The 22256-nt window shown below is 46.4% G+C and carries 20 protein-coding genes; 16 read left to right on the top strand and 4 right to left on the bottom strand.

The window, feature by feature from the left end; all coding sequences use genetic code 11:
• Nucleotides 1-5 precede the first annotated feature (5 nt).
• From NLX73_RS14300 to NLX73_RS14270, 7 genes are all read left to right on the top strand, one after another.
• The gene (locus NLX73_RS14300; RefSeq protein ID WP_254326495.1) at nt 6-890 is read left to right on the top strand and encodes a type II secretion system F family protein; all 885 of its coding nucleotides are present in this window, start codon (nt 6-8) and stop codon (nt 888-890) included.
• Nucleotides 891-903: 13 nt separating this feature from the next.
• Nucleotides 904-1095 (top strand): Flp1 family type IVb pilin, encoded by a 192-nt coding sequence (locus tag NLX73_RS14295; protein ID WP_013309278.1) that lies wholly within the window; start codon nt 904-906, stop codon nt 1093-1095.
• Nucleotides 1095-1763: a TadE family protein gene (locus tag NLX73_RS14290; RefSeq protein WP_254326494.1), complete on the top strand. Its 669-nt coding sequence runs from the start codon at nt 1095-1097 to the stop codon at nt 1761-1763. Before NLX73_RS14295 ends, NLX73_RS14290 begins: the two co-directional genes overlap by 1 nt.
• 40 nt (nt 1764-1803) lie before the next feature.
• Nucleotides 1804-4020 (top strand): DUF5702 domain-containing protein, encoded by a 2217-nt coding sequence (locus NLX73_RS14285; protein WP_254326493.1) that lies wholly within the window; start codon nt 1804-1806, stop codon nt 4018-4020.
• The gene (locus NLX73_RS14280) at nt 3989-4984 is read left to right on the top strand and encodes a TadE/TadG family type IV pilus assembly protein (protein WP_254326492.1); all 996 of its coding nucleotides are present in this window, start codon (nt 3989-3991) and stop codon (nt 4982-4984) included. The genes NLX73_RS14285 and NLX73_RS14280 overlap by 32 nt, the downstream gene beginning before the upstream one ends.
• Before the next feature lie 86 nt (nt 4985-5070).
• Nucleotides 5071-5583: an A24 family peptidase gene (locus NLX73_RS14275; protein WP_025722689.1), complete on the top strand. Its 513-nt coding sequence runs from the start codon at nt 5071-5073 to the stop codon at nt 5581-5583.
• Nucleotides 5584-5646: 63 nt separating this feature from the next.
• On the top strand, nt 5647-7449 hold the full coding sequence (locus NLX73_RS14270; RefSeq protein ID WP_367997104.1) for a DUF6382 domain-containing protein: 1803 nt from the start codon (nt 5647-5649) through the stop codon (nt 7447-7449).
• 197 nt (nt 7450-7646) lie between these two features.
• Here the strand turns inward: NLX73_RS14270 and NLX73_RS14265 are convergent, their stop codons facing one another.
• Entirely contained in the window at nt 7647-8561 is a 915-nt protein-coding gene (locus tag NLX73_RS14265; RefSeq protein WP_254326490.1) for a TIGR01777 family oxidoreductase, read from the bottom strand.
• 300 nt (nt 8562-8861) lie between these two features.
• Between NLX73_RS14265 and NLX73_RS14260 the strand changes: the two genes are divergently transcribed.
• The 4 genes from NLX73_RS14260 (at nt 8862) to ppnP (ending at nt 13866) form a co-directional block, all read left to right on the top strand.
• The gene (locus tag NLX73_RS14260) at nt 8862-9989 is read left to right on the top strand and encodes a deoxyribonuclease IV (RefSeq protein ID WP_025722686.1); all 1128 of its coding nucleotides are present in this window, start codon (nt 8862-8864) and stop codon (nt 9987-9989) included.
• Nucleotides 9990-10011: 22 nt separating this feature from the next.
• Nucleotides 10012-10911 (top strand): formyltetrahydrofolate deformylase, encoded by a 900-nt coding sequence (gene purU / locus NLX73_RS14255; RefSeq protein ID WP_023987631.1) that lies wholly within the window; start codon nt 10012-10014, stop codon nt 10909-10911.
• 388 nt (nt 10912-11299) lie between these two features.
• Nucleotides 11300-13345 carry a transketolase gene (tkt, locus tag NLX73_RS14250; protein WP_061829554.1) on the top strand — a complete coding sequence of 682 codons (2046 nt, stop codon included), beginning with the start codon at nt 11300-11302 and terminating at the stop codon, nt 13343-13345.
• Nucleotides 13346-13551: 206 nt separating this feature from the next.
• Nucleotides 13552-13866 carry a pyrimidine/purine nucleoside phosphorylase gene (ppnP, locus tag NLX73_RS14245; RefSeq protein ID WP_013309288.1) on the top strand — a complete coding sequence of 105 codons (315 nt, stop codon included), beginning with the start codon at nt 13552-13554 and terminating at the stop codon, nt 13864-13866.
• 109 nt (nt 13867-13975) lie between these two features.
• Here the strand turns inward: ppnP and NLX73_RS14240 are convergent, their stop codons facing one another.
• Nucleotides 13976-14875, bottom strand: a complete 900-nt coding sequence (locus NLX73_RS14240) for an NAD(P)-dependent oxidoreductase (protein WP_069291412.1) — start codon at nt 14873-14875, stop codon at nt 13976-13978.
• Between the two features lie 250 nt (nt 14876-15125).
• Between NLX73_RS14240 and NLX73_RS14235 the strand changes: the two genes are divergently transcribed.
• From NLX73_RS14235 to NLX73_RS14225, 3 genes are all read left to right on the top strand, one after another.
• Nucleotides 15126-16481 carry a glucose-6-phosphate isomerase gene (locus NLX73_RS14235; protein WP_061829551.1) on the top strand — a complete coding sequence of 452 codons (1356 nt, stop codon included), beginning with the start codon at nt 15126-15128 and terminating at the stop codon, nt 16479-16481.
• Nucleotides 16482-16629: 148 nt separating this feature from the next.
• A complete protein-coding gene (locus tag NLX73_RS14230) occupies nt 16630-17262 on the top strand; it encodes a YigZ family protein (protein WP_029516377.1) in 633 nt (210 codons plus the stop codon).
• Between the two features lie 5 nt (nt 17263-17267).
• Nucleotides 17268-17849 carry a TetR/AcrR family transcriptional regulator gene (locus NLX73_RS14225; protein WP_061829550.1) on the top strand — a complete coding sequence of 194 codons (582 nt, stop codon included), beginning with the start codon at nt 17268-17270 and terminating at the stop codon, nt 17847-17849.
• Between the two features lie 172 nt (nt 17850-18021).
• Here NLX73_RS14225 and NLX73_RS14220 read toward each other — a convergent pair whose 3' ends face one another.
• Entirely contained in the window at nt 18022-18423 is a 402-nt protein-coding gene (locus tag NLX73_RS14220) for a secondary thiamine-phosphate synthase enzyme YjbQ (protein ID WP_061829625.1), read from the bottom strand.
• Between the two features lie 219 nt (nt 18424-18642).
• Here NLX73_RS14220 and NLX73_RS14215 point away from each other — a divergent pair, with 219 nt between their 5' ends.
• A complete protein-coding gene (locus tag NLX73_RS14215) occupies nt 18643-19704 on the top strand; it encodes a sulfate/molybdate ABC transporter ATP-binding protein (protein ID WP_103047598.1) in 1062 nt (353 codons plus the stop codon).
• Between the two features lie 165 nt (nt 19705-19869).
• The gene (locus tag NLX73_RS14210) at nt 19870-20640 is read left to right on the top strand and encodes an MBL fold metallo-hydrolase (RefSeq protein ID WP_023987639.1); all 771 of its coding nucleotides are present in this window, start codon (nt 19870-19872) and stop codon (nt 20638-20640) included.
• Nucleotides 20641-20655: 15 nt separating this feature from the next.
• Here the strand turns inward: NLX73_RS14210 and NLX73_RS14205 are convergent, their stop codons facing one another.
• Nucleotides 20656-22149, bottom strand: a complete 1494-nt coding sequence (locus tag NLX73_RS14205; protein WP_250267796.1) for an aminotransferase-like domain-containing protein — start codon at nt 22147-22149, stop codon at nt 20656-20658.
• Between the last annotated feature and the right edge of the window lie 107 nt (nt 22150-22256).

Genomic DNA, 22256 nt, shown 5'->3' with positions numbered 1-22256 from the left:
GAGAGATGGGTGTGGTGATGTTGGTTTGTCTGGTCATGCTGGTTCTGCAAGTGGGAGGTTGGGTGGTGCTGAACCAGGTGCATAGTGCTAAGTATGCGCATTTTCGCCATATGAAGCTGGAGGGACTGCGGCTGAAAAGACTTTCAGTCCCATTTGTACACATGATTCATGCTTCACGTGCTACTCACCGGCTGCCTTTGCTGATGTTCAAGCTCCAGCGTTCGGTGCAGAAGCTGTATGGTATGCGCAACAGCGGAGAAAAAACGATGCTTTTTCTGGCAGAAATGTTGGGTTACGGATATATGATGGCTGCTGGTGGAGCTTTAATATCGCTTATGCTGGGCGGGGATGCGACTGGGCTGGTGCTCGGATTGGGACTTGGTATTCTGGTACCCATCGCGTTGATCAAGGATTTGCATGGGAAAGTACAGAAGCGGGATCAGCAAATTTTAATGGAACTGCCTGAACTGTTGAGTAAAATGATGCTTTTAGTAGGTGCAGGTGAGACGGTACAACGGGCATTGCTACATTGCGTGGAACGTAAAGGGGCGGATACGGAACATCCGTTGTATCGAGAACTGAGGCAGACGGTGGCGGAATGGGAAAGTGGTTTTTCCTTTCAACAGGCATTTGAGCACCTGAGCAAACGTTGTGGTATTCAGGAAATGACGGTATTTACGACGACAGTTTTGTTGAATATGAGGCGCGGCGGGAGCGATTTCGTGATGGCTTTACGTGAGTTATCCCAGACGTTATGGGGCAAGCGGACTTCAATTAGCCGCACAAGGGGGGAGCAGGCTTCATCTAAGCTAGTATTCCCGATGGCGCTGATTTTGCTAACGGTAATTGTGCTGGTGGGCGCTCCGGCTTTAATGATGATGAATATGTAGGAGGAATACAACGATGATGACATTAGTAACAGGCAGTATTCGTAAATTGTACAAGGATGAGGATGGTCTGGGTACGTTAGAAATGATCCTGATCATTGCCATTCTGATTGCGGTGGCAATTATTTTCAAGGATCAGATCAAGAAAATTGTAGAAGGGCTTTTGAAAAAGGCGGATAAAAAAAGTAACGATTTTATGGATTCATAATGCTACGCAAATTGGCACAAAAAGAGGACGGGAGCTTCTCCTTGGAAGCTTCCCTCGTCTTTCCCATTCTACTGCTGGTCATTTTTGTGATGTTATTTTTTTGCCTGTACATATATCAAAAATCTATATTGGTGCAGGTCGCTGCTACTGCTTCGGAAAGGGCCGCTTACAGTTGGGATAACAGCTTCAAGGACCCGCGTACGGGAGCATTTACACAAGGGCAACGGGATTCTCTCTATTGGCGCTTGAAGGATGATGTTATGCTAGGAGCCCTGTTTGGCTGGACCGGAGCCAACAATCAGGAAAGTGTACAGGTGCCGGGCGACAATGGGGGAGGCTCGTTACCTGCTCAAAAGCTGTCCAATGCAGAAAATAATATGCCTGCGGGCATGCAGGGGCAGATGACATATGAGAACAGTATGATTCACCGTAAGGTAACCACAAAGTTAAACAAGATAGTGAAGGTACCTTTGCTGAATCAGTTTTTAGATCAGACAGATTTGCAAGGGGAAATGAGTTCTGGCGTGGTCGAACCTGTAGAATGGATTCGTACGGTGGAGTTGGTCCGTTATTATGGTGCGAAGTTTATGGGCAGAGGATCAGGTGAAAAGGTAGATTCGGCAGTTGTAGGGAAAGTATTGATGCAATATGGTCAAAGCGGTCAGTGAGAAGTAAGTAATGGGAATGTAACTGGAAAGGAGGAAGCGGGTGTTTGGTAAGGGACACAATGCAAAGGACGGGGAATCAGGTGCTGTCACGGTCTTTTTAATTCTGATTTTGGCGGTCATGTTCGGTTTTATTGCTGTATTTATTGATTACGCGAGAATTGCTGCACTGCATGTGCAGACCGAACGGCTGACCCATGCGGCGGTTCGTTCAGTGATGTCTGCTTATGATCCGACATTACAACAGGAGTACGGTTTGTTTGCTTATGGTGAAGGCGGCGGAGAACAAATTATGGTCAAAGTGCTCAATGACAGCGCGCGGCGTACGGCACGCGCAGAAACGCTACCGCTTATGAATATGAAGCTGGATTCTAGTTCCCTGAAAATGGAAAGGGAGCTTGGCAAATATGCCATATTTAACGAGCAGATCCGTGAAGAGATGAAGTATAAAGCACCTGTCGATTTTACGTTTGAAGTGCTCGAAAAGCTAAAGCCGCTCTCTCAAAATATGAAAGAGGCTTCTCATACGGTAGATTTGCTGAAACGGCTGCAAAAGCTGTACGACAGACGAGAGGCCAAACTAGATGACATGCTGGAGAAGCAGCGTAAGGCAGGAGCTTATATGGAAGAGGTTCGTAAGCGGATTATTAAACAGAGGGGCACCTATATGCCCAATCAGTATATATGGGACCCGCTTGAGGTTGTAGCCGATATTGCCGCTCAATATAAGCATTACGTACATGTATATGAAGACAATAAGAAGAGTGTGGACGACGTTAAAATCATGCAGATGGAAAAATATGCACGTAGAGCGAGGGCAGCGCTTGATCGCCTGCGTCAGATCATGGCTCAGGCTGGAGAAGAACATGATAAGCTGCTTCTGGAAGCCAAGGAACCGTTAAATGAGGCCCGGCAGATCAATGAAGAGATGCGCAAAGTCATTGCCCAATATAAGCAGAGGGCGGCCAATGCAGGCTACGATGAGGTTTCAGCAGCGCCTACTCCAAGCGGAGCAGGCTCCAGCGCAGATCCGTCGGTAGGAAGCGCACGGCAAAAGGTAGAGGATTTGTTGATTCCAGACAAGGAATTTGAGCAATGGGAAGCAGAAATTGAAAAGCAACGGACTTCTATAAATACTGCTAACAATAGAATAACGAGTATGATGCGTACATTATCTTTTTATACAGATCCATTTTTGAATGCAGACATGCTCAAGCAAGAAGTCGCTTCAACGCTCAAAGAGATAGATAAATACTTGAGTGCGTACGCTTGGACGGGACCTGCGAATGTACTCGACGGTGAAGCCAAAATGATGGATACGCGACGTGGACCGGATAAAGAACGCAAGAAAATGGAAAAAGAGGCGAAAAACAAGCTCAAACAAGCCTATCGGATCATTGAGGTTCTTTCCAAAGGTAAACAAAGTGCAGAACAATTCAGAAATCTGGAGCGGTATTACAATGAAAGTATTTCGTTTAACCAATCTACATCCAGTCCATCTGTATCCGCTGATTTGTCCTATGACACCTATGATGCAGCGGGAGCTTCCATGGATAGTATGGATGGTCTATACGGGTCGGCATCCAATTTACTGACTCAACTGGGAGACGAGTTTTACCAGAATGAATACGCGCTTTCTTACTTCCATCATGTGGATTTTAGCCGTTTTGGCAGTTTGGCCGGATCTGGTGGAAATGTGGGAAATGCTGCACAGATTTTGGGAGATCAGCTGGAGGTGAATAATCAGGAAGTTGAGTACATCCTGTATGGGTTCCATAATCCGACGGGTAATCTGGCATCCGCCTATGGAGAAATTTTTGCTATGAGACTTGCCATTCGAACAATGGAGGGATTGGTTAAAAACAGCTCAAAAGGTAATCCGCTAGTCGTTTTGGCGGCAGCTTTGTTATATGGAGTAGAAAAAGCGATAGAAGATATGATTATGCTGGCACAAAAGGGGGACGTGCCATTGTCTGATTTTCTAAAATTTCGAATGACATACAAAGATCATTTGCGATTGTTCCTGATGCTCCATAGCAATAATGAACGAAAAATGTCCCGTATGCTTGCTCTGATCCGCCTGAATACAGATGTCAATCCTGCTGAGCGGCAAACGTATGCAACGGGTGAGGTCAAGAATGGGATGAGGCTGTGGTTTCTACCTGGGGTAATGAAGATGCTCGGGACCGCCTCAAAAGAAGGCGAGAGCATTAAGGGAAGTGTGTACTATGTCACGAAAACAGCGCATTTTTCCTATTAATCAGTATCTACGGCAGGTATGTGGGCAGGAGCGGCGTGAACAAGGAAGTATTGTTTTAGAAGCGTCACTCGTGTTGCCAATGTTTCTGTTTTTTATTATTTTTCTCATTTATATGGTTCAGATGACGCTGGTATCCACAGCCTTGCAGACCACCGCTTCAGAAGCGGTTAAGCAGGTTTCGACTAAAATCTACCCAGTTTCTCTAGCCGTGGAGGCGGCGTCCGCGAAAATAGATGCAGTCCGTGAACCGCTGGATGAATTGCCCAAGTTATCTGTGAGTGAATATGCAAGCCAATTCGCTGCCCAGTTGCCACCTCCAATTGGTGATTGGGTAGAAAGCGCTGTTCAGGGCGGTCAAAAGCCGATGGAGGAGCTGCGGGGGCGATTTACGGAAGCTGCACTTGACCCTGTTCTGAAGCCGATGCTAAAGCCTTTTATGCAGGAAAGCATTCTGGAGTATGACCGTATTCATATAACGAGCGTACATGTACCTGCTCTTACAGGAACTAAGGACCCTTATTTTAGAGTAGAGCTGTCGTATGAACTGCCGATGAAGGTCCCCTTTCTGTATCGCAGCATTGTGCTTCAGGCGGCGGCAGAGGAACGTCTTTGGATTGGCGACACAGGGGAAGGAGCAGGTACAGGAAATGCGACAGGAGATAAGGATGCGCAGCATTCCATACAGTTGCTCGTCAAGCCTGAACCTGCTGTGAAAGGTGTGTACAATTTGATCAAGGCCAAGGTTGAGCCTGGGACGACTGCTAACCTTTCTGTACTTTATAAGTCGGGTGAGAGCACAGCTCAGCACTTGGGCTGGACCTCTGCCAATGCGGACGGGATTATTGAATGGAACTGGTTTGTGGGAACGAACACAACACCCGGTCAATGGAGCTTTGTGATTGAAACGGAGGACGGTCAACGTATAGAAGTTCCGTTTACCGTGGAAAAGCCAGCTGATGGATAGGATGGATATAGACGTGTAAGGGATGGCTACGATGGAAAATGATTTGGTAGTCTGCTAGTTCTATTTTTTAAAGGGGGAAGATCGCATTGACGTGGATGTATATTGTATGCGGAGTACTGCTCGCGATTGCGTTAGTTACGGATTTACGTAGCATGAAAATCCCTAATAAGCTTACATTGCCCGGTATAGTGGTAGGCTTGGTGTTCAATACTCTGTTTGGAGGGTGGCACGGTTTTTTATTTGCTGTTGCTGGACTGGGTACCGGATTTGGGTTCATGCTGATTTTGTACTGGATGGGAGCTGTTGGTGCAGGAGATGTAAAGCTGTTCGGCTTGATTGGAGCATGGACAGGTGCCGCTTTTGCATGGCAGTCAGCTTTATATTCGATTTTTTTTGCAGGTATTATTGGCATAGGAATTTTGCTATGGAAGAGGGAAACGATCATGAGACTGCGGCGTGTGGCTTTTAATTTAGGAGGATTTTTTCTATTTCGCAGCGGCAAAGCGCTGACCAGTGGAAATGAAGCGCACCTCAGGTTTCCTTTTATGACGGCAGTCATTCCGGGAGCGATCAGTGCTTATCTTTACTTCTTGCCATGACATGTCCGCTGGGGGAGATCATGCTACCTCACGGAGATAGGAAATTGTTAAGGAGGTCATGAATTGTTGGGTTTAAGCAGGGATTTTGCCCGGAACGGCGGGACATTTATGATTCTAAACAAGGAAGACGGGCTCAAGACCGATGATTTAAATTCCGTACAGACCGGAATGATGACTGGTAATCGGATTCCCGGTCTGCTGGAACTTAGAATAAAGGAAGTCGATTTTCAGATTGAGTTACATTACGACATTTCGGGGCAACGCATGCTTTCCCAATTATGGAAAGGTGGGGGCGTGTCGACTTCTGATTTCTACCGGATTCTTTATGAAGTGGCAGATGCCCTCCATCGCAGCCCGCAATATATGTTAGATATCCGCCAGTTTATTTTGCATGAGGATTATATTTTTCTAAGTGGTTCAGGTACTAGGGAAACCGCCAGTTTAACCTATGTTCCTTTACGCAGTGTACAGTATGCAGGGCAAACAGGCAGTCAATTTAAGCAGATGGTTATTCGTTTAATGACTCGTGTGGCCCACTTTCAGGGAGAATATATACAACGCATACTGGATCTGTGTGATAGAAATGAATTTGAATTGGGATTGCTAAAGGAACTGTTATTACAAGGAATGAAGGCCGGTACAGAGAGTGCTAGCGTGCAGGGAGAAAGTATGGAGGGGCGAGCTTTTTCATCAGCCGACCCTATCATATCTGCTCATACCTCACAGGGGAACTATACTGATCGTGGCGGAACATACGGGCAAGAGCATCGGGAGACTCTGCAGGAGATTCAGGAGCTTAAACGGATCAATCGGCTCAAACCGTCCATGAAACCAGAGGAGAATTCTGAGCTTGTAACAGAAAACGAAGTAGAAGATGTGGAGCCTGGATTGCAAAAATATAAAACGTACATTGCTCTTGGATGTCTGCTCGCTTCGGCTATCGTGTGGCGTTATATTTATCTGGATCATCCAGAAACGGTACCGTTAATCATTTCCGTGGTGCTTACCTTGGTACTTGCCGCCGTTGCTTATATAAGCTGGACGGGGAAATGGGAGCGCAATAGAACTTCATCTCATATGTACAGCGATTCAGTACCTGTATTGGATTCGGAATGGTTAGGAACTACTTCTTCCCCAGCGCAGCGGAAAAATGATCGTTATCAGGTAGATAAACTGACCGGATTTTTAGCGGGACAGCATCATCAAGACAAGCGATCTTCCGATTTGAGTGATCAAGGGCAGGAGAGCTGGAGATGGACTTTTCCAAACTCAGAATCTAAAAGCGTGGGAGACCGAGTTACCGAAGACAGGGAGAAAACTTCAGCAAATTATGACTTACATGAGCCATCGTGGAAAGGTGCGGAGCGGGGAAATGAATTGGAAGCCAGTGATACCAGTGAGGCTTATTATAAGTCTCTCTCCGGGGTAACGGAGCTGCTAAATGCTGCATCTAAGCAAGAAACGATGCTGCTTCGTCCAGATCAAGAGATACAGATTTCACCTGTTCAGCAACCACCGATTGCTTGCCTGGATCGCAAGCCACCAGGTAGTGGAGGGACCGAGCGCATCCGGTTGCAGCCAGACCAATTCGTTGCAGGCAGCTTTATCATCGGGAGAGACCCGCAACTGGTCCAGTTTGTGGAGCATACGGATGGAGCCTCCCGTTCTCATATTGAGCTTTGTATAGTTACAGGAGAACATAGCCACATTGTTAAGGATTTATCCTCAACGAACGGAACTGTTCTGAATGGAGAGCCTATGGTGCCTTATAAGGAGTACACAATGAAGGATGGAGACACTTTTAAAATCGCCGGGGTATCTTATACTTATCGGTTGGACTCTTTTAAATCCTCTAATGCATCATAAATGAAGGTTATATGGATATTTGTCAAGAAGAGGCCTATTATGTTCAGGGCTTCTTTCTTTGTAATAGGGGGCTATTCATAGGAATAAAATGAGCATCTTAAAAACTTGCAGTCTGCTTGAGAGATTGTGTCGGACTAAAAAAGAACTCTAAGCTGGCAGTGGCACTACCTACCAGTCTGGAGTTCCTCTTTTTAGATTCAATGCTGTTTTTGGGAAGAATGGAGTTCCTCTAGAGCGTCCTTAAGTGAAGGATAGTTAAACTTAAATCCGTGCTCCAGCGCTTTGTGCGGGAGTACTTTTTGGCCATCCAAGACAAGGGTGCTCATCTCACCGAGCAGTTTTTGAACGAGAATGCCTGGAACGGGAAACCAATGCGGACGGTGGTATGCCTGAGCCACGGTTTTCCCAAACTGGTCGTTCGTCACTGGGTATGGTGATGATGCGTTCACTGCCCCGACGATTTCCTTCGTATGGATGCAGTACGTGATCAGACGAACGATATCTTCAATATGAATCCAGCTCATCCATTGATGGCCACTGCCTATTTTGCCGCCGAATCCGAAGCTATAAGGCATCTTCATGAGGGGGAATGCCCCTTTTTTTCTGTCCAGCACAAGGCTAATGCGTAACTTAATTAAACGGGCATCAGAAGGGTAGGCATTGGCGGCTTCCTCCCATTGCTCAACCACCTGAGACAGAAAATCTCCCGAACGACGTGGGCTCGTTTCATCGAATGTTTCGGTCAGGGAAGTACCATAGGCGGCAACAGCCGAAGCCTGAATGATAACTTTCGGCTTTTTTTGTAGAGCATTCAATGCTTGAGCCAACCGGGCAACAGATAGCAGTCGAGATTGAAGAATTCTTTGTTTGGATTTATCCGTCCAGCGCTGATTCAGCGTTTCGCCTGCTAAATTAACGACCGCATCGGTGCCTTCCAGTACTTCAGGCTTTTGTTTTAATTCGTTCCAACTCATATATTGCAAACGGGGGCTCGCTTCGTGTCCTACCAGTGGCTTGCGGGTAACGACTTTCACAGTGTATCCGTCGTCTAGCAAGCTTTTGACCAGTGCACTCCCCACCAATCCAGTTCCTCCACATACGATGATGTTCATGGAGCCAGCTCTCCTTCCGATTCACAAAAAAAAATACATCTGTTATAGAATATAACCCTTTTCGAGAAAAAAACTTCATATGAATGTACCTTTATACGGTTAAGGATGTCAATCCATGATTTTATTTACCCCTCGTTTGACTAACATATATTCGGATGTGTACTTTATCTACGTGTTCCCTTAATAGAGTCATTTAAGAAAGCTGCCATAAAAGCTATGTTGTTTGATTTCAATAATCACGTTAAAATGATTAAATTAAAATAAGACAAGCATAACAGGATAAGGGGATGAATCAGAATCATGCTGAAAATTGGTTCTCATGTGTCCTTCTCGGACAAGGGTCTGCTCAGCGCTACAAAAGAAGCGTCTTCTTACGGGTCCAGCTCCTTTATGATATACACGGGGGCACCGCAAAACACGCGCCGTAAGCCGATGGAGTCCATGTATTTGGAGGAAGGCAAGCAGTTAATGGCTGAGAAGGGAATGGAAGATATCGTGGTGCATGCCCCGTATATCATCAACCTTGGCTCTTACAAAGAAAATACCTATGAGCTTGCGGTCAGCTTTCTTCAGGAGGAAATTCGACGCACACACGCGATTGGTGTGAAAAATATCGTGCTACATCCAGGCGCTTTTACCGATAAGGATGCAGAATACGGAATTGGGCGTATTGCTGATGGTTTGAACGAGGTACTAAACGGCGTGAAGGAGACAGATGTTAACATTGCGCTTGAAACGATGGCAGGCAAAGGAACGGAAATGGGTCGTAGCTTTGAGGAGATTGCCTCCATTATAGATAAAGTAGAGCATAACGAGCGTCTTACGGTTTGTATGGACACCTGCCACATTCACGATGCGGGTTATGATATCGTAAATGATCTGGACGGTGTATTAGAGCAATTCGACCGTATTGTCGGCTTGAATCGCATCGCAGTTGTTCACATTAATGACAGTAAAAATCCAGTTGGCGCTCATAAAGACCGACATACTCCGATCGGATCAGGCTGGATTGGCTATCAGACGATTCATAATGTGGTGCATCATGAAGCACTTCAAGGACGTCCGTTTATTTTGGAGACGCCATGGATTGGGAAGGAAGCCAAAACTCAGCGTCCGATGTATGAGGTTGAAATTGCCCTGCTTCGCGGAAATGTAAAGGAGCGCTTTGGGGATGAGTTTTTGGGTCAGGTAGAGCAATTGCATTCGTTTTTCAAAAAACAGGATGTGGATGTCCGTAAATTTGTGCTGGACACCTGGGCTCTGCTGAAAAATGATGCCAAAGCAAGAAAAGCCGATCCACGTGAGCCGTTGGAGCGTCTGTATGACATGATAACGGAAGCAGCACTATTTCCAGATTTGAGCGAAGAACACATTAATCAACGGTTGATTGCCTGGTTTGCCGGCAGTCATTTGCCAGTGACGGTATAAGCTAAGGGGGATTAATAGGCACATGGAAATTCACGTAAAACATCAGCCAAATAGCACTCTATCAGCCCATGAAAACCGCGCGCGTATGCTTGTATCTTGTCCAGACGGACCAGGTATTGTAGCGGCCGTGTCCCGTTTTTTGTATGAGCATGGGGCCAATATCGTTCAATCTGACCAATATACAATGGACCCGTCCGGCGGTATGTTTTTTATGCGGATTGAATTTGATCTGCCGAATTTGAGTGCAACCCAGCCACAGTTGGAGCAGGATTTTGCCGCTGTTGCCGAGCAATTTCGTATGGAGTGGACGATTTCTGCGGTTAGCCGCAAGAAAAAACTGGCTATTTTCGTTTCCAAAGAAGATCACTGTCTGGTAGAACTGCTGTGGCAATGGCAGGCAGGAGATCTGGACGCGGATATTTCATTGGTGGTTAGTAATCATCCGGATATGAAGGAGTATGTGGAATCATTTGGCATCCCGTATCACCATATTCCGGTAACCGCTGATACCAAACCGGAGGCGGAGCGTCGTCAACTAGAGGTCATTGGCGAAGACATTGATGTTATCATTTTGGCCCGTTACATGCAGATTATTTCGCCTAAGTTTATTGAGCATTATCGCAACCGAATTATCAATATCCATCATTCCTTTCTGCCTGCATTCGTGGGTGGGAAGCCATATGCCCAAGCCTATAATCGCGGTGTGAAAATTATTGGTGCTACTGCGCATTATGTGACTGAAGAATTGGACGGCGGCCCGATCATTGAGCAGGACGTGCAGCGGGTAAGTCATGGAGATGATGTAAATGAGCTAAAACGGATCGGTCGCACCATAGAGCGGGTCGTTTTGGCAAGAGCCGTGAAATGGCATGCAGAGGATCGTATTCTGGTTCATGAGAACAAAACGGTCGTTTTTAACTAATCTTAAAATTTTAGAAGAAAATTTGTGAATATATATTTTTTGTTGAACAAAGCCCGTCGTATAACGGGCTTTTTTTTATGTGAGTTATTTGCCTTATAAACGGTCAGTACATAATATTTTTTGTGATTTTATAATTTTTTAAATGAGGTTAATACATTACGGGTATATTTATATGAGGACTCGGTACAACATTTCCACAATCATCTTTATAAACGATCTGGCAAACTTTCACGGCAAATGGTACAATACTTAAGAATGTATAAGTCATATTGAAACATTCAAGCAGATTCACTCACTTCAATAGACATCGTTTCTATATCGGATGGTGGTGTTGGAGAGTATGACCGAATGCAATTGACATACTTTATACAATATGAGGAGGCAAACCATGACTGACCAGAATCAAGCGATTCAAAAGGATGAAAACTCCACGATCGACAATTTGTCCATCACAACTATTCGTACGTTGGCAATTGACGCCATCGAGAAAGCAAACTCGGGACATCCTGGTATGCCGATGGGCTCCGCGCCAATGGGATACCAACTTTTTGCTAAAACGATGAATCATAATCCGGATCAACCTACGTGGGTTAACCGTGACCGTTTTGTATTGTCCGCAGGACACGGTTCCATGTTGCTATACAGCCTTCTACACCTGAGCGGCTATGATCTTCCTATGGAAGAACTGAAACAATTCCGTCAATGGGGCAGCCTTACACCGGGCCACCCTGAGTTTGGGCACACTGCTGGTGTAGATGCTACAACTGGACCTCTGGGACAAGGTCTCGCAATGTCCGTTGGTATGGCAATGGCTGAAGCTCAACTGGGTGCAACATATAATAAAGACGAATTTAAAGTTGTAGATCACTTCACGTATGCAATCTGCGGCGATGGCGATCTGATGGAGGGTATTTCTCACGAGGCTGCTTCGTTGGCTGGTCGCTTACAACTGGGCAAGCTGATTGTATTGTTTGATTCCAATGATATTACACTGGACGGCAAGCTTAATCTGTCCTCTTCCGAGAGTGTTGCCAAACGCTTTGAAGCTTACAACTGGCAAGTACTGCGCGTAGAAGATGGTAACGATCTTCCGGCCATTCAAAAAGCCATTGAAGAAGCGCAAGGCGACTCGACACGCCCTACGCTGATTGAAGTGAAGACAGTTATCGGCTACGGAAGCCCGAACAAACAAGGTAAAGGCGGACACGGTGGTACTCATGGTTCCCCGCTGGGATCAGAAGAAGCTAAGCTGACTAAAGAATTCTACAAATGGGTATACGAAGAGGACTTCCACGTACCACAAGAGGTTCGCGAGCATTTTGCTAAAGTAAAAGAGCGCGGTATCGCGGCGAACAAAGCATGGGATGAACAGTTCGCGAAATACAAAGCAGCTCACCCTGATTTGGCAGCTCAGTTCGAAACAGCTGTAAACGGCGATCTTCCAGAAGGATGGGATCGTGATCTTCCGAAATACACGACTGGAGACAAAGCCGTTTCGACTCGTGTAGCTTCTGGTAATGCTCTGAACGGATTGGCTCCAAACGTACCTTTCCTGACAGGCGGATCTGCCGATCTGGAGAGCTCCACGATGACACATTTGAACAACCTGACGAACTTTACGCCAGAAGACTACGCCGGCCGTAACATCTATTTCGGTATCCGTGAATTTGGTATGGCTGCTGCGATGAACGGTATGGCGTTGCACCAAGGTGTAAAAGTATTCGGCGGTACATTCTTCGTATTTACAGACTATCTGCGTCCAGCCGTTCGTCTGGCAGCTCTGATGGGATTGCCTGTAACCTACGTTCTGACTCACGACAGTATCGCTGTAGGTGAAGATGGTCCGACTCATGAGCCGATCGAACAATTGGCTTCCCTGCGTATTATCCCGAACTTGACAGTAATTCGTCCGGCGGACGGTAATGAAACTTCTGCTGCTTGGGCTTATACATTGGAAAACAAGAAAAACCCGGTTGCTCTGGTATTGACTCGTCAAAACCTGCCAATCCTGGCTGCTAGTGCTGAGCATGCACGCGAAGGTATCAAACGTGGTGCTTATGTGGTTGCAGATGCAACAGACGGCAAACCGGTTGCTCAAATTCTGGCTACAGGCTCCGAAGTACAATTGGCTGTTAAAGCTCAGGAAGCACTGGCAGAACAAGGTATTCAAGTACGTGTTATCAGCTTCCCAAGCTGGGATTTGTTCGAAAAACAAGACAAAGCATACAAAGATTCCGTTCTGCTGCCAGAAGTGAAAGCTCGTTTGGCTGTAGAAATGGCGTATCCACTGGGCTGGGAAAAATATGTTGGCGACCAAGGCGACATTCTCGGTATCAGCACATTCGGCGCATCCGCACCTGGCGACCGTGTGATTAAGGAATACGGCTTTACAGTAGAGAATGTTGTTAGCCGTGTGAAAGCTTTGTTGAAATAAAACATTGGAAATTAAAACAGACAGTCGTAACCTGAGAAAGGCTTACGGCTGTTTGTTTCATACAGTTGATGTTTTGCAATGAAATCACTATTGAATTCAAGGATACGGTGATACAGTGTGTATTTTCATACTGAAGCTGGAATCAAATCTATGTTATGATGCACCAATATTCATTCAACCATTGAGAGCAGATGAGGGGATAACGAATGACACAGTTCGATGGAGTAAGCGTAGTTAAAAAAGCAAACGTTTATTACGATGGTCAGGTTACAAGCCGTACAGTCATCCTGGGTGACGGCAGTAAGGTTACACTGGGTATTATGCTGCCAGGAACGTATGAGTTCGGCACGGATTCCCGTGAGATCATGGAGATTTTGGCAGGGGATTTGAGAGTGTTGCTTCCAGGTACTGAGGAATGGCTAGAAATACAAGGGACGGCAACCTTTCACGTACCTGCAAAGTCTTCATTCAAGCTGGAAGTACGAAGTGTAACTGATTATTGCTGTTCTTATCCCGAATAATAAGCTAAAAAAGGGTAAGCACACTCAGCCTTCAAGCCAAGTGTGCTTACCCTAAAGCTATGCCATATGTACACAAGCACAGCCGTATGGTTACAAAGAAAAGTGCAGCTTATTCGAGAGGTTGACCACCAATGGTGTGGCCAATCCATGCTTCGTATGTCTTCACGACAGCGGATAGGTCTTCATCGCCGTAGCCTTGAGTTTGCCCGGCTTGAAACAGGCTTTTGGCAATGGATAACATAGGTGCAGGGATGGACAGGCTGTCTGTTAGTGAGGAAGCAAGTTTCAAGTCCTTAAGCATCAAGGCAAGTGAGAACTGGTTGCTAAAATCATGTTCAATGATTTTGCGCCCTTTCAGGTCAGCGGCCTTGCTGCCTGCCGATCCGAGTTGTACCAATTCAAGGAAGCTGTCTGCCGGGATGCCGGATTTAGCCGCGATAGCAAAGCCTTCAGCCAGAGCGAGGTTATGAATACCCACCATCGTATTATGAGCGAGCTTGGCTACGGCCCCGCTGCCATTAGGTCCCATATGAAGTACCTTTTTGCCCAGGGTATCAAAAACATCTGATTGTGCCGCAATGGCTTCTGCATTACCACCAACCATGAACACAAGTGTACCGTCTACAGCAGCAGGCTTACTGCCTGTTACGGGTGCATCAATGAAAGAGCAGCCCAGCTTGTCCGCTTCGGCGGCCAGTTGCTTGACCAGTTCAGGTGAAATCGTACTGTTGTCCATCACGGTTATGCCAGCCGTAAGTCCGGCAAACACGCCGTCATCGCCGTAATAGATGTCACGAATGGAGTGATCATCGCTGACCATGGTAATGACCAAGTGCTGACCTTCAGCTGCTTCACGAGGAGTTGAAGCTGTACGTGCACCTTGCTCTGCCAGTGGTTCGCAGCGCGAAGCGGTACGATTATAAACTGTGACTCCGAATCCCTGCTTTAGCAGATTGGATGCCATCGGGGCGCCCATGGTGCCCAGTCCGATAAATCCGATATTTTTCATTGCTAATCACCTTTCTTGTTGGAAGTTGCCGTCCGATGCAGATTGCGAGTTCGGCTTGAAATGAATATAAAACAGGTTGATCTCAGTTAATTGTAGCATGGGCATGCTACCCTATCTACAGGAGGGGCTGTCAAGCACAGGATACACAGGTAACGCAAGCTTGTCAGGTCCCGCAAATTAAAGTATCCTATTCCTAAGTCCTTATGTTCGTATTCATGGTCTTAGTAATACCAAACAGGAGGTTCCAAACATGTCTAAAAAAGTTAATTTTGATTACACTAAAGCGCTCTCCTTTGTAGGTCAGCACGAAATTGATTATTTTGCAGAGCCCATCAAGCTGGCTCATGAGCAACTGCACAACCAAACAGGTGTAGGGTCCGATTTCTTGGGTTGGATTGACCTGCCTACCAATTATGATAAAGAAGAGTTTGCGCGCATCCAAAAGGCTGCTGCTAAAATTCAAAGCGATTCCGAAGTATTGATCGTAATCGGTATCGGTGGTTCTTACCTTGGAGCACGTGCTGCGATCGAAATGCTGTCGCATTCTTTCTACAATGCGCTGCCTAAAGATCAACGCAAGGGTCCAGCTATCTATTTTGCTGGTAATAACATCAGCTCTACATATGTGAATCATCTGTTGGAACTGATTGAAGGTAAAGACTTCTCTGTGAACGTCATTTCCAAATCAGGTACGACAACAGAGCCAGCGATCGCATTCCGCGTATTCCGTGCAGCTCTGGAGAAAAAATACGGTAAAGAAGAAGCGCGCAAGCGTATTTATGCAACGACGGATAAAGAACGTGGCGCTTTGAAAAAACTGGCTAACGAAGAAGGCTACGAATCCTTCATTATTCCTGATGATGTGGGTGGTCGTTACTCCGTGCTGACAGCAGTAGGCTTGTTGCCGATTGCTACTGCAGGCATTAACATCGAGGAAATGATGCAGGGGGCGGCAGACGCTTCCAAAGAGTACAGCAACCCGAATGTAGCTGAGAACGAAGCTTATCAATATGCAGCCGTTCGTAACGCTTTGTACCGCAAAGGTAAAGCAATTGAAATTCTCGTAAACTATGAGCCGTCTCTTCATTTTGTATCTGAGTGGTGGAAACAGTTGTACGGAGAAAGCGAAGGCAAGGATTACAAAGGCATTTATCCTGCTTCTGTTGATTTCTCGACAGACCTGCATTCCATGGGACAATTCATTCAGGAAGGCAGCCGCAACATTTTCGAAACGGTAATCCAAGTAGAAAATGTACCAAGTCACATCACCATCGAAGCAGATGAGGATGATCTGGACGGACTGAATTTCCTGGCAGGCAAAACTGTGGATTTTGTAAACAAAAAAGCATTCCAAGGTACATTGCTGGCTCACACAGACGGACAAGTACCGAACTTGATTGTAAATATTCCTGACTTAAGCCCTTACTCTTTCGGCTATCTTGCTTATTTCTTCGAAAAAGCTTGCGGCATCAGCGGCTACCTGTTGGGTGTAAATCCGTTCGATCAACCGGGCGTAGAAGCTTACAAGAAGAACATGTTTGCGCTGCTCGGCAAACCAGGCTTCGAAAAAGAAAAAGCTGAGCTTGAAGCGAGATTGTCTGAATAAGAGTGCTGTAATCTCTGATGCGAAACAGGATTTCGGTCAGAAGTGTTATAGTGTATAGCATCAATTAAAGTACAGGAAAGCAGTTCACCAGCTGCCAGAAGCGGGGGACTGCTTTCTTGTAAAATGAAGTAAGGAAGGTTATACGTGTATGTTGGAACAATACCGAACCGTACGCGGTGCCGGCAACAAGGAAATTGTGATCCGAAAATCCCGTTTTATCGGCCATATTCAGCCTGTTCAAACTGAGGAAGAAGCAGTTGCTTTCATAGAGCGCATCAAAAAAGAGCATTGGAACGCTACCCATAATTGTTCTGCTTACATGATTGGCGAAAGAGACGAAATCCAAAAGCAATCGGATGACGGAGAACCGAGTGGTACGGCTGGAAAGCCTATTTTGGAGGTGATCCGCAACCAGAAGCTAAAAAATGTCGCTATTGTTGTTACCCGTTACTTTGGTGGGATTTTGTTGGGAGCAGGCGGTCTGATTCGCGCGTATTCAGATGGTGCTGTTGCAGCAATCGAGGCAGGAGATGCAATCACACGTGTGCTGCATCGCGAAGTTTTTGTAGAATTGGATTATACCTGGTTGGGCAAAGTGGAAAATGAATTACGCAATCGCAGCATCCGCACTGGAGAAACAATGTTTACGGATAAAGTTACCTTAACCTGTCTGCCGCTGGCTGGTGATGCGGAATCCTTCAGCAACTGGATAACAGACTTGACGCAGGGGCAATCGCTTGTGTCGGAGGGAGAGCAGCTTTACTTTATTGAAGGGGAATAAATAATATGGCTAGAAGAGCAGTAGAACAGGAGTTGTCAAGAGGGCGGATTCTGGAAGCGGCCAGGCACTTGTTTATTACCAAGGGCTACCGTGCGATTTCAATGCGCAGCATTGGCCAGCATCTGGGTTACAGTCATGGTTCGTTATATTATCATTTTAAAGAGAAGGCTGAACTGTTCTATGCCATTGTAATTGAAGATTTTAATACATTGCGTGGGATTCTACTGCAAGCAGCAACAGGTACGCCTGATGATGGCTTGAGCAGGTTGGAGTACTTGATGCTGGAATTTATCCGTTTTGGTTTGGAAAATCCATATCAATACGAAATTATGTTCATGATGCACGATGAAGAACTATTTGCATACTGTCGCACAGAGCAAAACCGTTGTGTGGAACTATTTGCGTCCATGATCCGTCAAGAATTGAGTGGTCAGGGGCATTCGGAGGAATATTGCTCTAGGGTACCGAAAAGTCTGTTTTTATCGATGCATGGCTTTGTATCATTTTATATTCAGGACGGTTTAACATTTGAAGAAATTAGGCCCGCTGCTTTAGCACATGTAAAGCTGCTGTGCAGACACCTATGAGCGTACCTGCATTCACACACTTCAGCCATGAACATGTAGGGCGCTTTTCTGGGTGTATGCACTTCATGACGGTGACTTATCATTACGGTACTTTGCGAAAGCGACTGAGAATTTAACAGACGATGATGCATCCAGCAGGAAAACATCATGGTCTGTTTTTTTACCCGGCCCGTCAGCCTTTCATGATCTTTACATGGTATTGGCGTCTGCGTGGTCCGTCGAATTCACAAAAATAAAGTCCCTGCCATCGTCCGAGCAACAGCTTTCCATCATGGATGATGATCGTTTGTGAGGGGCCTGTCGTAATGGATTTTAGGTGGGAAGCCGTATTTCCCTCCATATGGCGATATTGGGGATGCTCCCACGGATAAACTTCATCTAGTCTTAATATCACATCATGTTTGACGTCTGGGTCTGCATTTTCATTAATGGCGATGCCGGCCGTCGTGTGTGGACAATAAACAAGTGCGGTTCCTTGTTGTACCCCGCTTTTTTCGATCAATGAAGCAACCTCTCGTGTAATATCGCGCATTTCATCTCGCCGTGTAGTGGATAATTCTAAAGTATGCAACAATAACTCCATCTCCTTTCTTCCTAATACTTTACCCTTTTAATTCCTAATATAATATATAGTTGACGAAAATTACTTTCCTTTGATAAAGTATCACATAAGAAAAAACATAGTATATACATTGGAATAATTAAATGATTTCAAATGAGGTACGTGCTTTGCGGGAAGCAAGGCTGCTGCTGTTCCTGAACAGGTCCAGAAGCGGAAAGGAAGTGTACGGATATGCATGTGGAAGTAAGAGGATTAAACAAGCATTTCGGTAATTTTCATGCAGTAAAGGACGTATCTTTTGATATTCAGGCGGGCCATCTTATTGGCTTACTCGGTCCAAGTGGTGGGGGGAAAACCTCCATTCTTCGCATTTTGGCGGGTCTGGAGCAACCGGATGCGGGAGAAATTCATTTTCATGGAAAAAGGGTAAACGAGCTGTCACCGCAGGAACGTGGAATCGGATTTGTATTTCAAAACTATGCTTTGTTCAAGCACATGAGCGTCTACGACAATATTGCCTTTGGCCTGAAAGTGAAAAAAAGCTCCAAAACCCGCATCAAGGAACGGGTCACAGAGTTGGTCGAACTAACGGGGCTCAAAGGATTTGAGCATCGTTATCCGCATCAGTTGTCAGGTGGACAGCGCCAGCGGGTTGCCTTTGCGCGTGCTTTGGCACCAGAGCCTCAATTGCTGCTGTTGGATGAGCCTTTTGCAGCTATTGATGCCAAGATTCGTCAGGAGCTGCGCACCTGGCTGCGAGAGTTGATTGAGCGGGTGGGTATTACTTCAATTTTTGTCACCCATGATCAGGATGAGGCGATTGAAGTAGCGGATGAAATTATGGTGATTAATCAGGGACGACTGGAGCAGAAGGGAACACCTTGGGATATTTATAAAAAACCGGGTACTCCGTTCGTGGCTTCCTTTATTGGGGAATCTACGGTGATTGAACAGGCAGGCAGTCTCAGAGGCTTCGAAGAAGCTGCTGGACTGGGAACACGTGCCTTGATCCGTCCAGAGTATATTGATGTCGGGCCAAGCGAGGAATTTACGCTTCTGTCGGCGACCGAGGAAGGCACAGTGAAGCATTTGCATTTTCGTGGAAGTGAGTGGATGGTTGAAGTACAGGTAGGGGATCATCGTCTCATGACATACCGCTCGCTGGAGAAGTCTACGCTGGAACCTGGTCAGCAGGTGCGAGTGTTGGTGCATCGAGCCTATCTCTATAATGACCAGTCCAGCTGGATGGTGGAAAACCGCCTGAAGGAAGATCCAATGCCTATCATTATTTGAAAATAAATACGATCACGCATGAGGGGATGTCTAGCCGGATTTCACGGCTTTGGGCATGCTCCTTTTGGCGTTGGACGCTGGAAGGATTTACGCAGGTGATTTACGTAGAATCGGTCTGTTCGTTATAATAGTAGTAAAAAGACCCAGGTAGATAGGAGTTAAACCATGAATCGGCTTATTTTTCTTGGCACGGGGGATGCAATGGGGGTTCCGCGTGTATATTGTGATTGTCTCGTATGCACAGAAGCTCGCACGACAGGGGCGAATGTAAGATTGAGATCGTCTGTGCTGATCGAAAGCGAGACGGAGGACTTTATGATTGATTGTGGCCCGGACTGGCGCAGACAGCTAGAATTGCGCGGTCTGCGTTTTATCCCTACGATCCTTGTAACACATGCACATTTTGACCATATTGGAGGATTACCAGAATGGGCAGATGCCTGTCGCTGGACTGGGAACAGAGGTCGCTTGTACGCGCCACAGGAAGTGATCGACACGATCTTGCGTCAATTTTCCTGGCTCTCTGGAAACTTGGATCTTATTCCAGTAGACCAGGGAGCCCAACTTGGCGGATGGAATATCCGGGGATGGCGTGTGAATCACGGGAAGAACGGATATGCCTACGCTTATCGTCTGGAAAAGGACGGTTTCTCGTGGGCTTACTGTTCGGATTCGATTGGATTGAATGAGGCGGAAATTCTGCCCTTGCACAATCTGAATTTGCTCGTCCTGGGAACGAGTTTTTATCATGAGGAGGCCGAGTATGCCACCCGTTCCGTATATGACATGCTGGAGGCTCAGGAGCTTATAGGAAGGCTTAAACCCGAAAGCACAGTGTTTACACATATGTCCCATGATGTAGATGTCACACGCAACTATGGGCTTCTGGAAGGGATTAGCTTGGCACACACCGGCATGAGTTTGCCGTTAGAATAAAGGTGACCTTTACCTTTACATCGTTTGACTGATACGTAGAAGTGTGGAGATTCCTTCTTTGATTTGTAGCTCGTTGGCGTATGAATAGGACAGCCGTACATGCGTTTTACCCTCTGCGCCGAAGGGATCAAATACATTGCCGGGGACAAAGGATACAGACTCTTGTAAACTTTTGGCAAGTAATTCATTAGGTTTCAACGTAGAAGGCAGCTGGAGCCACAGGTTGAGTCCCCCTGCCGGGCTGGTCCATGTCCAACCGGAGTCGCGGAGACTGTCTTCCATCGTTTCTTTACGAATCTGGAGCGCGATACATAGCTTTTTAATATGCTGCTGCATACGTGGAGATTGAAAGTATTCTAAAAACAGCTTTTGATTCAGCAGTGGCGATCCATTGTCCACTAACGCTTTGACGTTCAGCAGGCTGTTCATGAGCTGTGGTCGGCAGGTCACGGCTGCGATTCGTAGACCGGGTGCGACATATTTACTGTAACTTCGAATGTAGACGACGCTTCCCGAAACATCATAGGCGAAAATCGGAGAAGGGGGCTTTTGCCCAAAGCTAATGTCATAGGTGCTGTCATCCTCAACAATGAGGCAGCCATAGCGCTCGGCTAGTTCAGGCAGTCGTTTGCGCTGCTCATCGGGGACCGTAAAGCCCGTCGGGTTGTGGAATGTTGGATTCATATAAAAGAGGCGTGGTTTTTCCGTTTTCATACACCACTCAATCTGGTCCATATCATAACCTTCTGGTCGAATATCAGTCATAGTCAGACGTGCGCCTAGTCTACGGAATATTTCCATAGCGGGGCCATAGGCAGGACGTTCGATCAATACACGGTCTCCTGTACGGAGCAGAGATCGGCCAATTAAATCAATGGCTTGCTGTGCTCCGGAGGTAATCAGCACTTCATCCGGTGATAAAGCAAAATGCTTATCCACGCTAAAATGCTGCGCCATGGCCTCCCGAAGCTCGGCATCACCTTGCACAGCGGAATAGGTGGCCGCTACTTTCGGATGCTTTTCAAATACCTGCATCATTAGCTCTCCCCAAAATCGATTGGGCAGGAGAGAGGGGTCAATCAGCGCTTTGGAAAACTGGAAATTCGTATTTACGGATTGAACGCGGCTAAGTCCATCCATTCCTCTCCAGGCTGAAACTGACGGATCATCTGCCGCATGGGCAGATTCGGAGTGAATCGTGATGTCAATGGACGAATGTCCCGAGTAGCCAGCATATTTTGCATGCCCAGTCGCTTGGGAAGCATGAACGTAATATCCTGATTTGTCCTTTACATAGACCAGTCCCCGTTGCTTCAACTCCTGATATGCCCGGAAAACAGTTAGCCGATGTACACCCAGCTCCTGAGCCAAGCTTCGTACGGACGGCAGCTTCATGTCTGTTTGCCAATCCCCGCGATCAATCCGCACAGTTACATAATGGATAACCTGCTCATACAGCTTTAAGGCATGATCGGCTGCAAAGAGTAGTTCGCTGTTGTTCTTACCCATGCTATCCACGCTCCTTTCTGTGTATTGTACTATATAGCACTTCAAAAACGTATACAACTGTTCTGTAGTTATACATCTGTTCTGTTCGTCTCCCTGTATGCTTAAAA

The sequence above is a fragment of the Paenibacillus sp. CH40 genome, assembly GCF_024213605.1.
GTDB classification, from domain to species: domain Bacteria; phylum Bacillota; class Bacilli; order Paenibacillales; family Paenibacillaceae; genus Paenibacillus; species Paenibacillus polymyxa_B.
The sequence above is the reverse complement of the archived record's forward strand: the minus strand, read 5'-3'. Positions and strand labels throughout refer to the sequence as shown.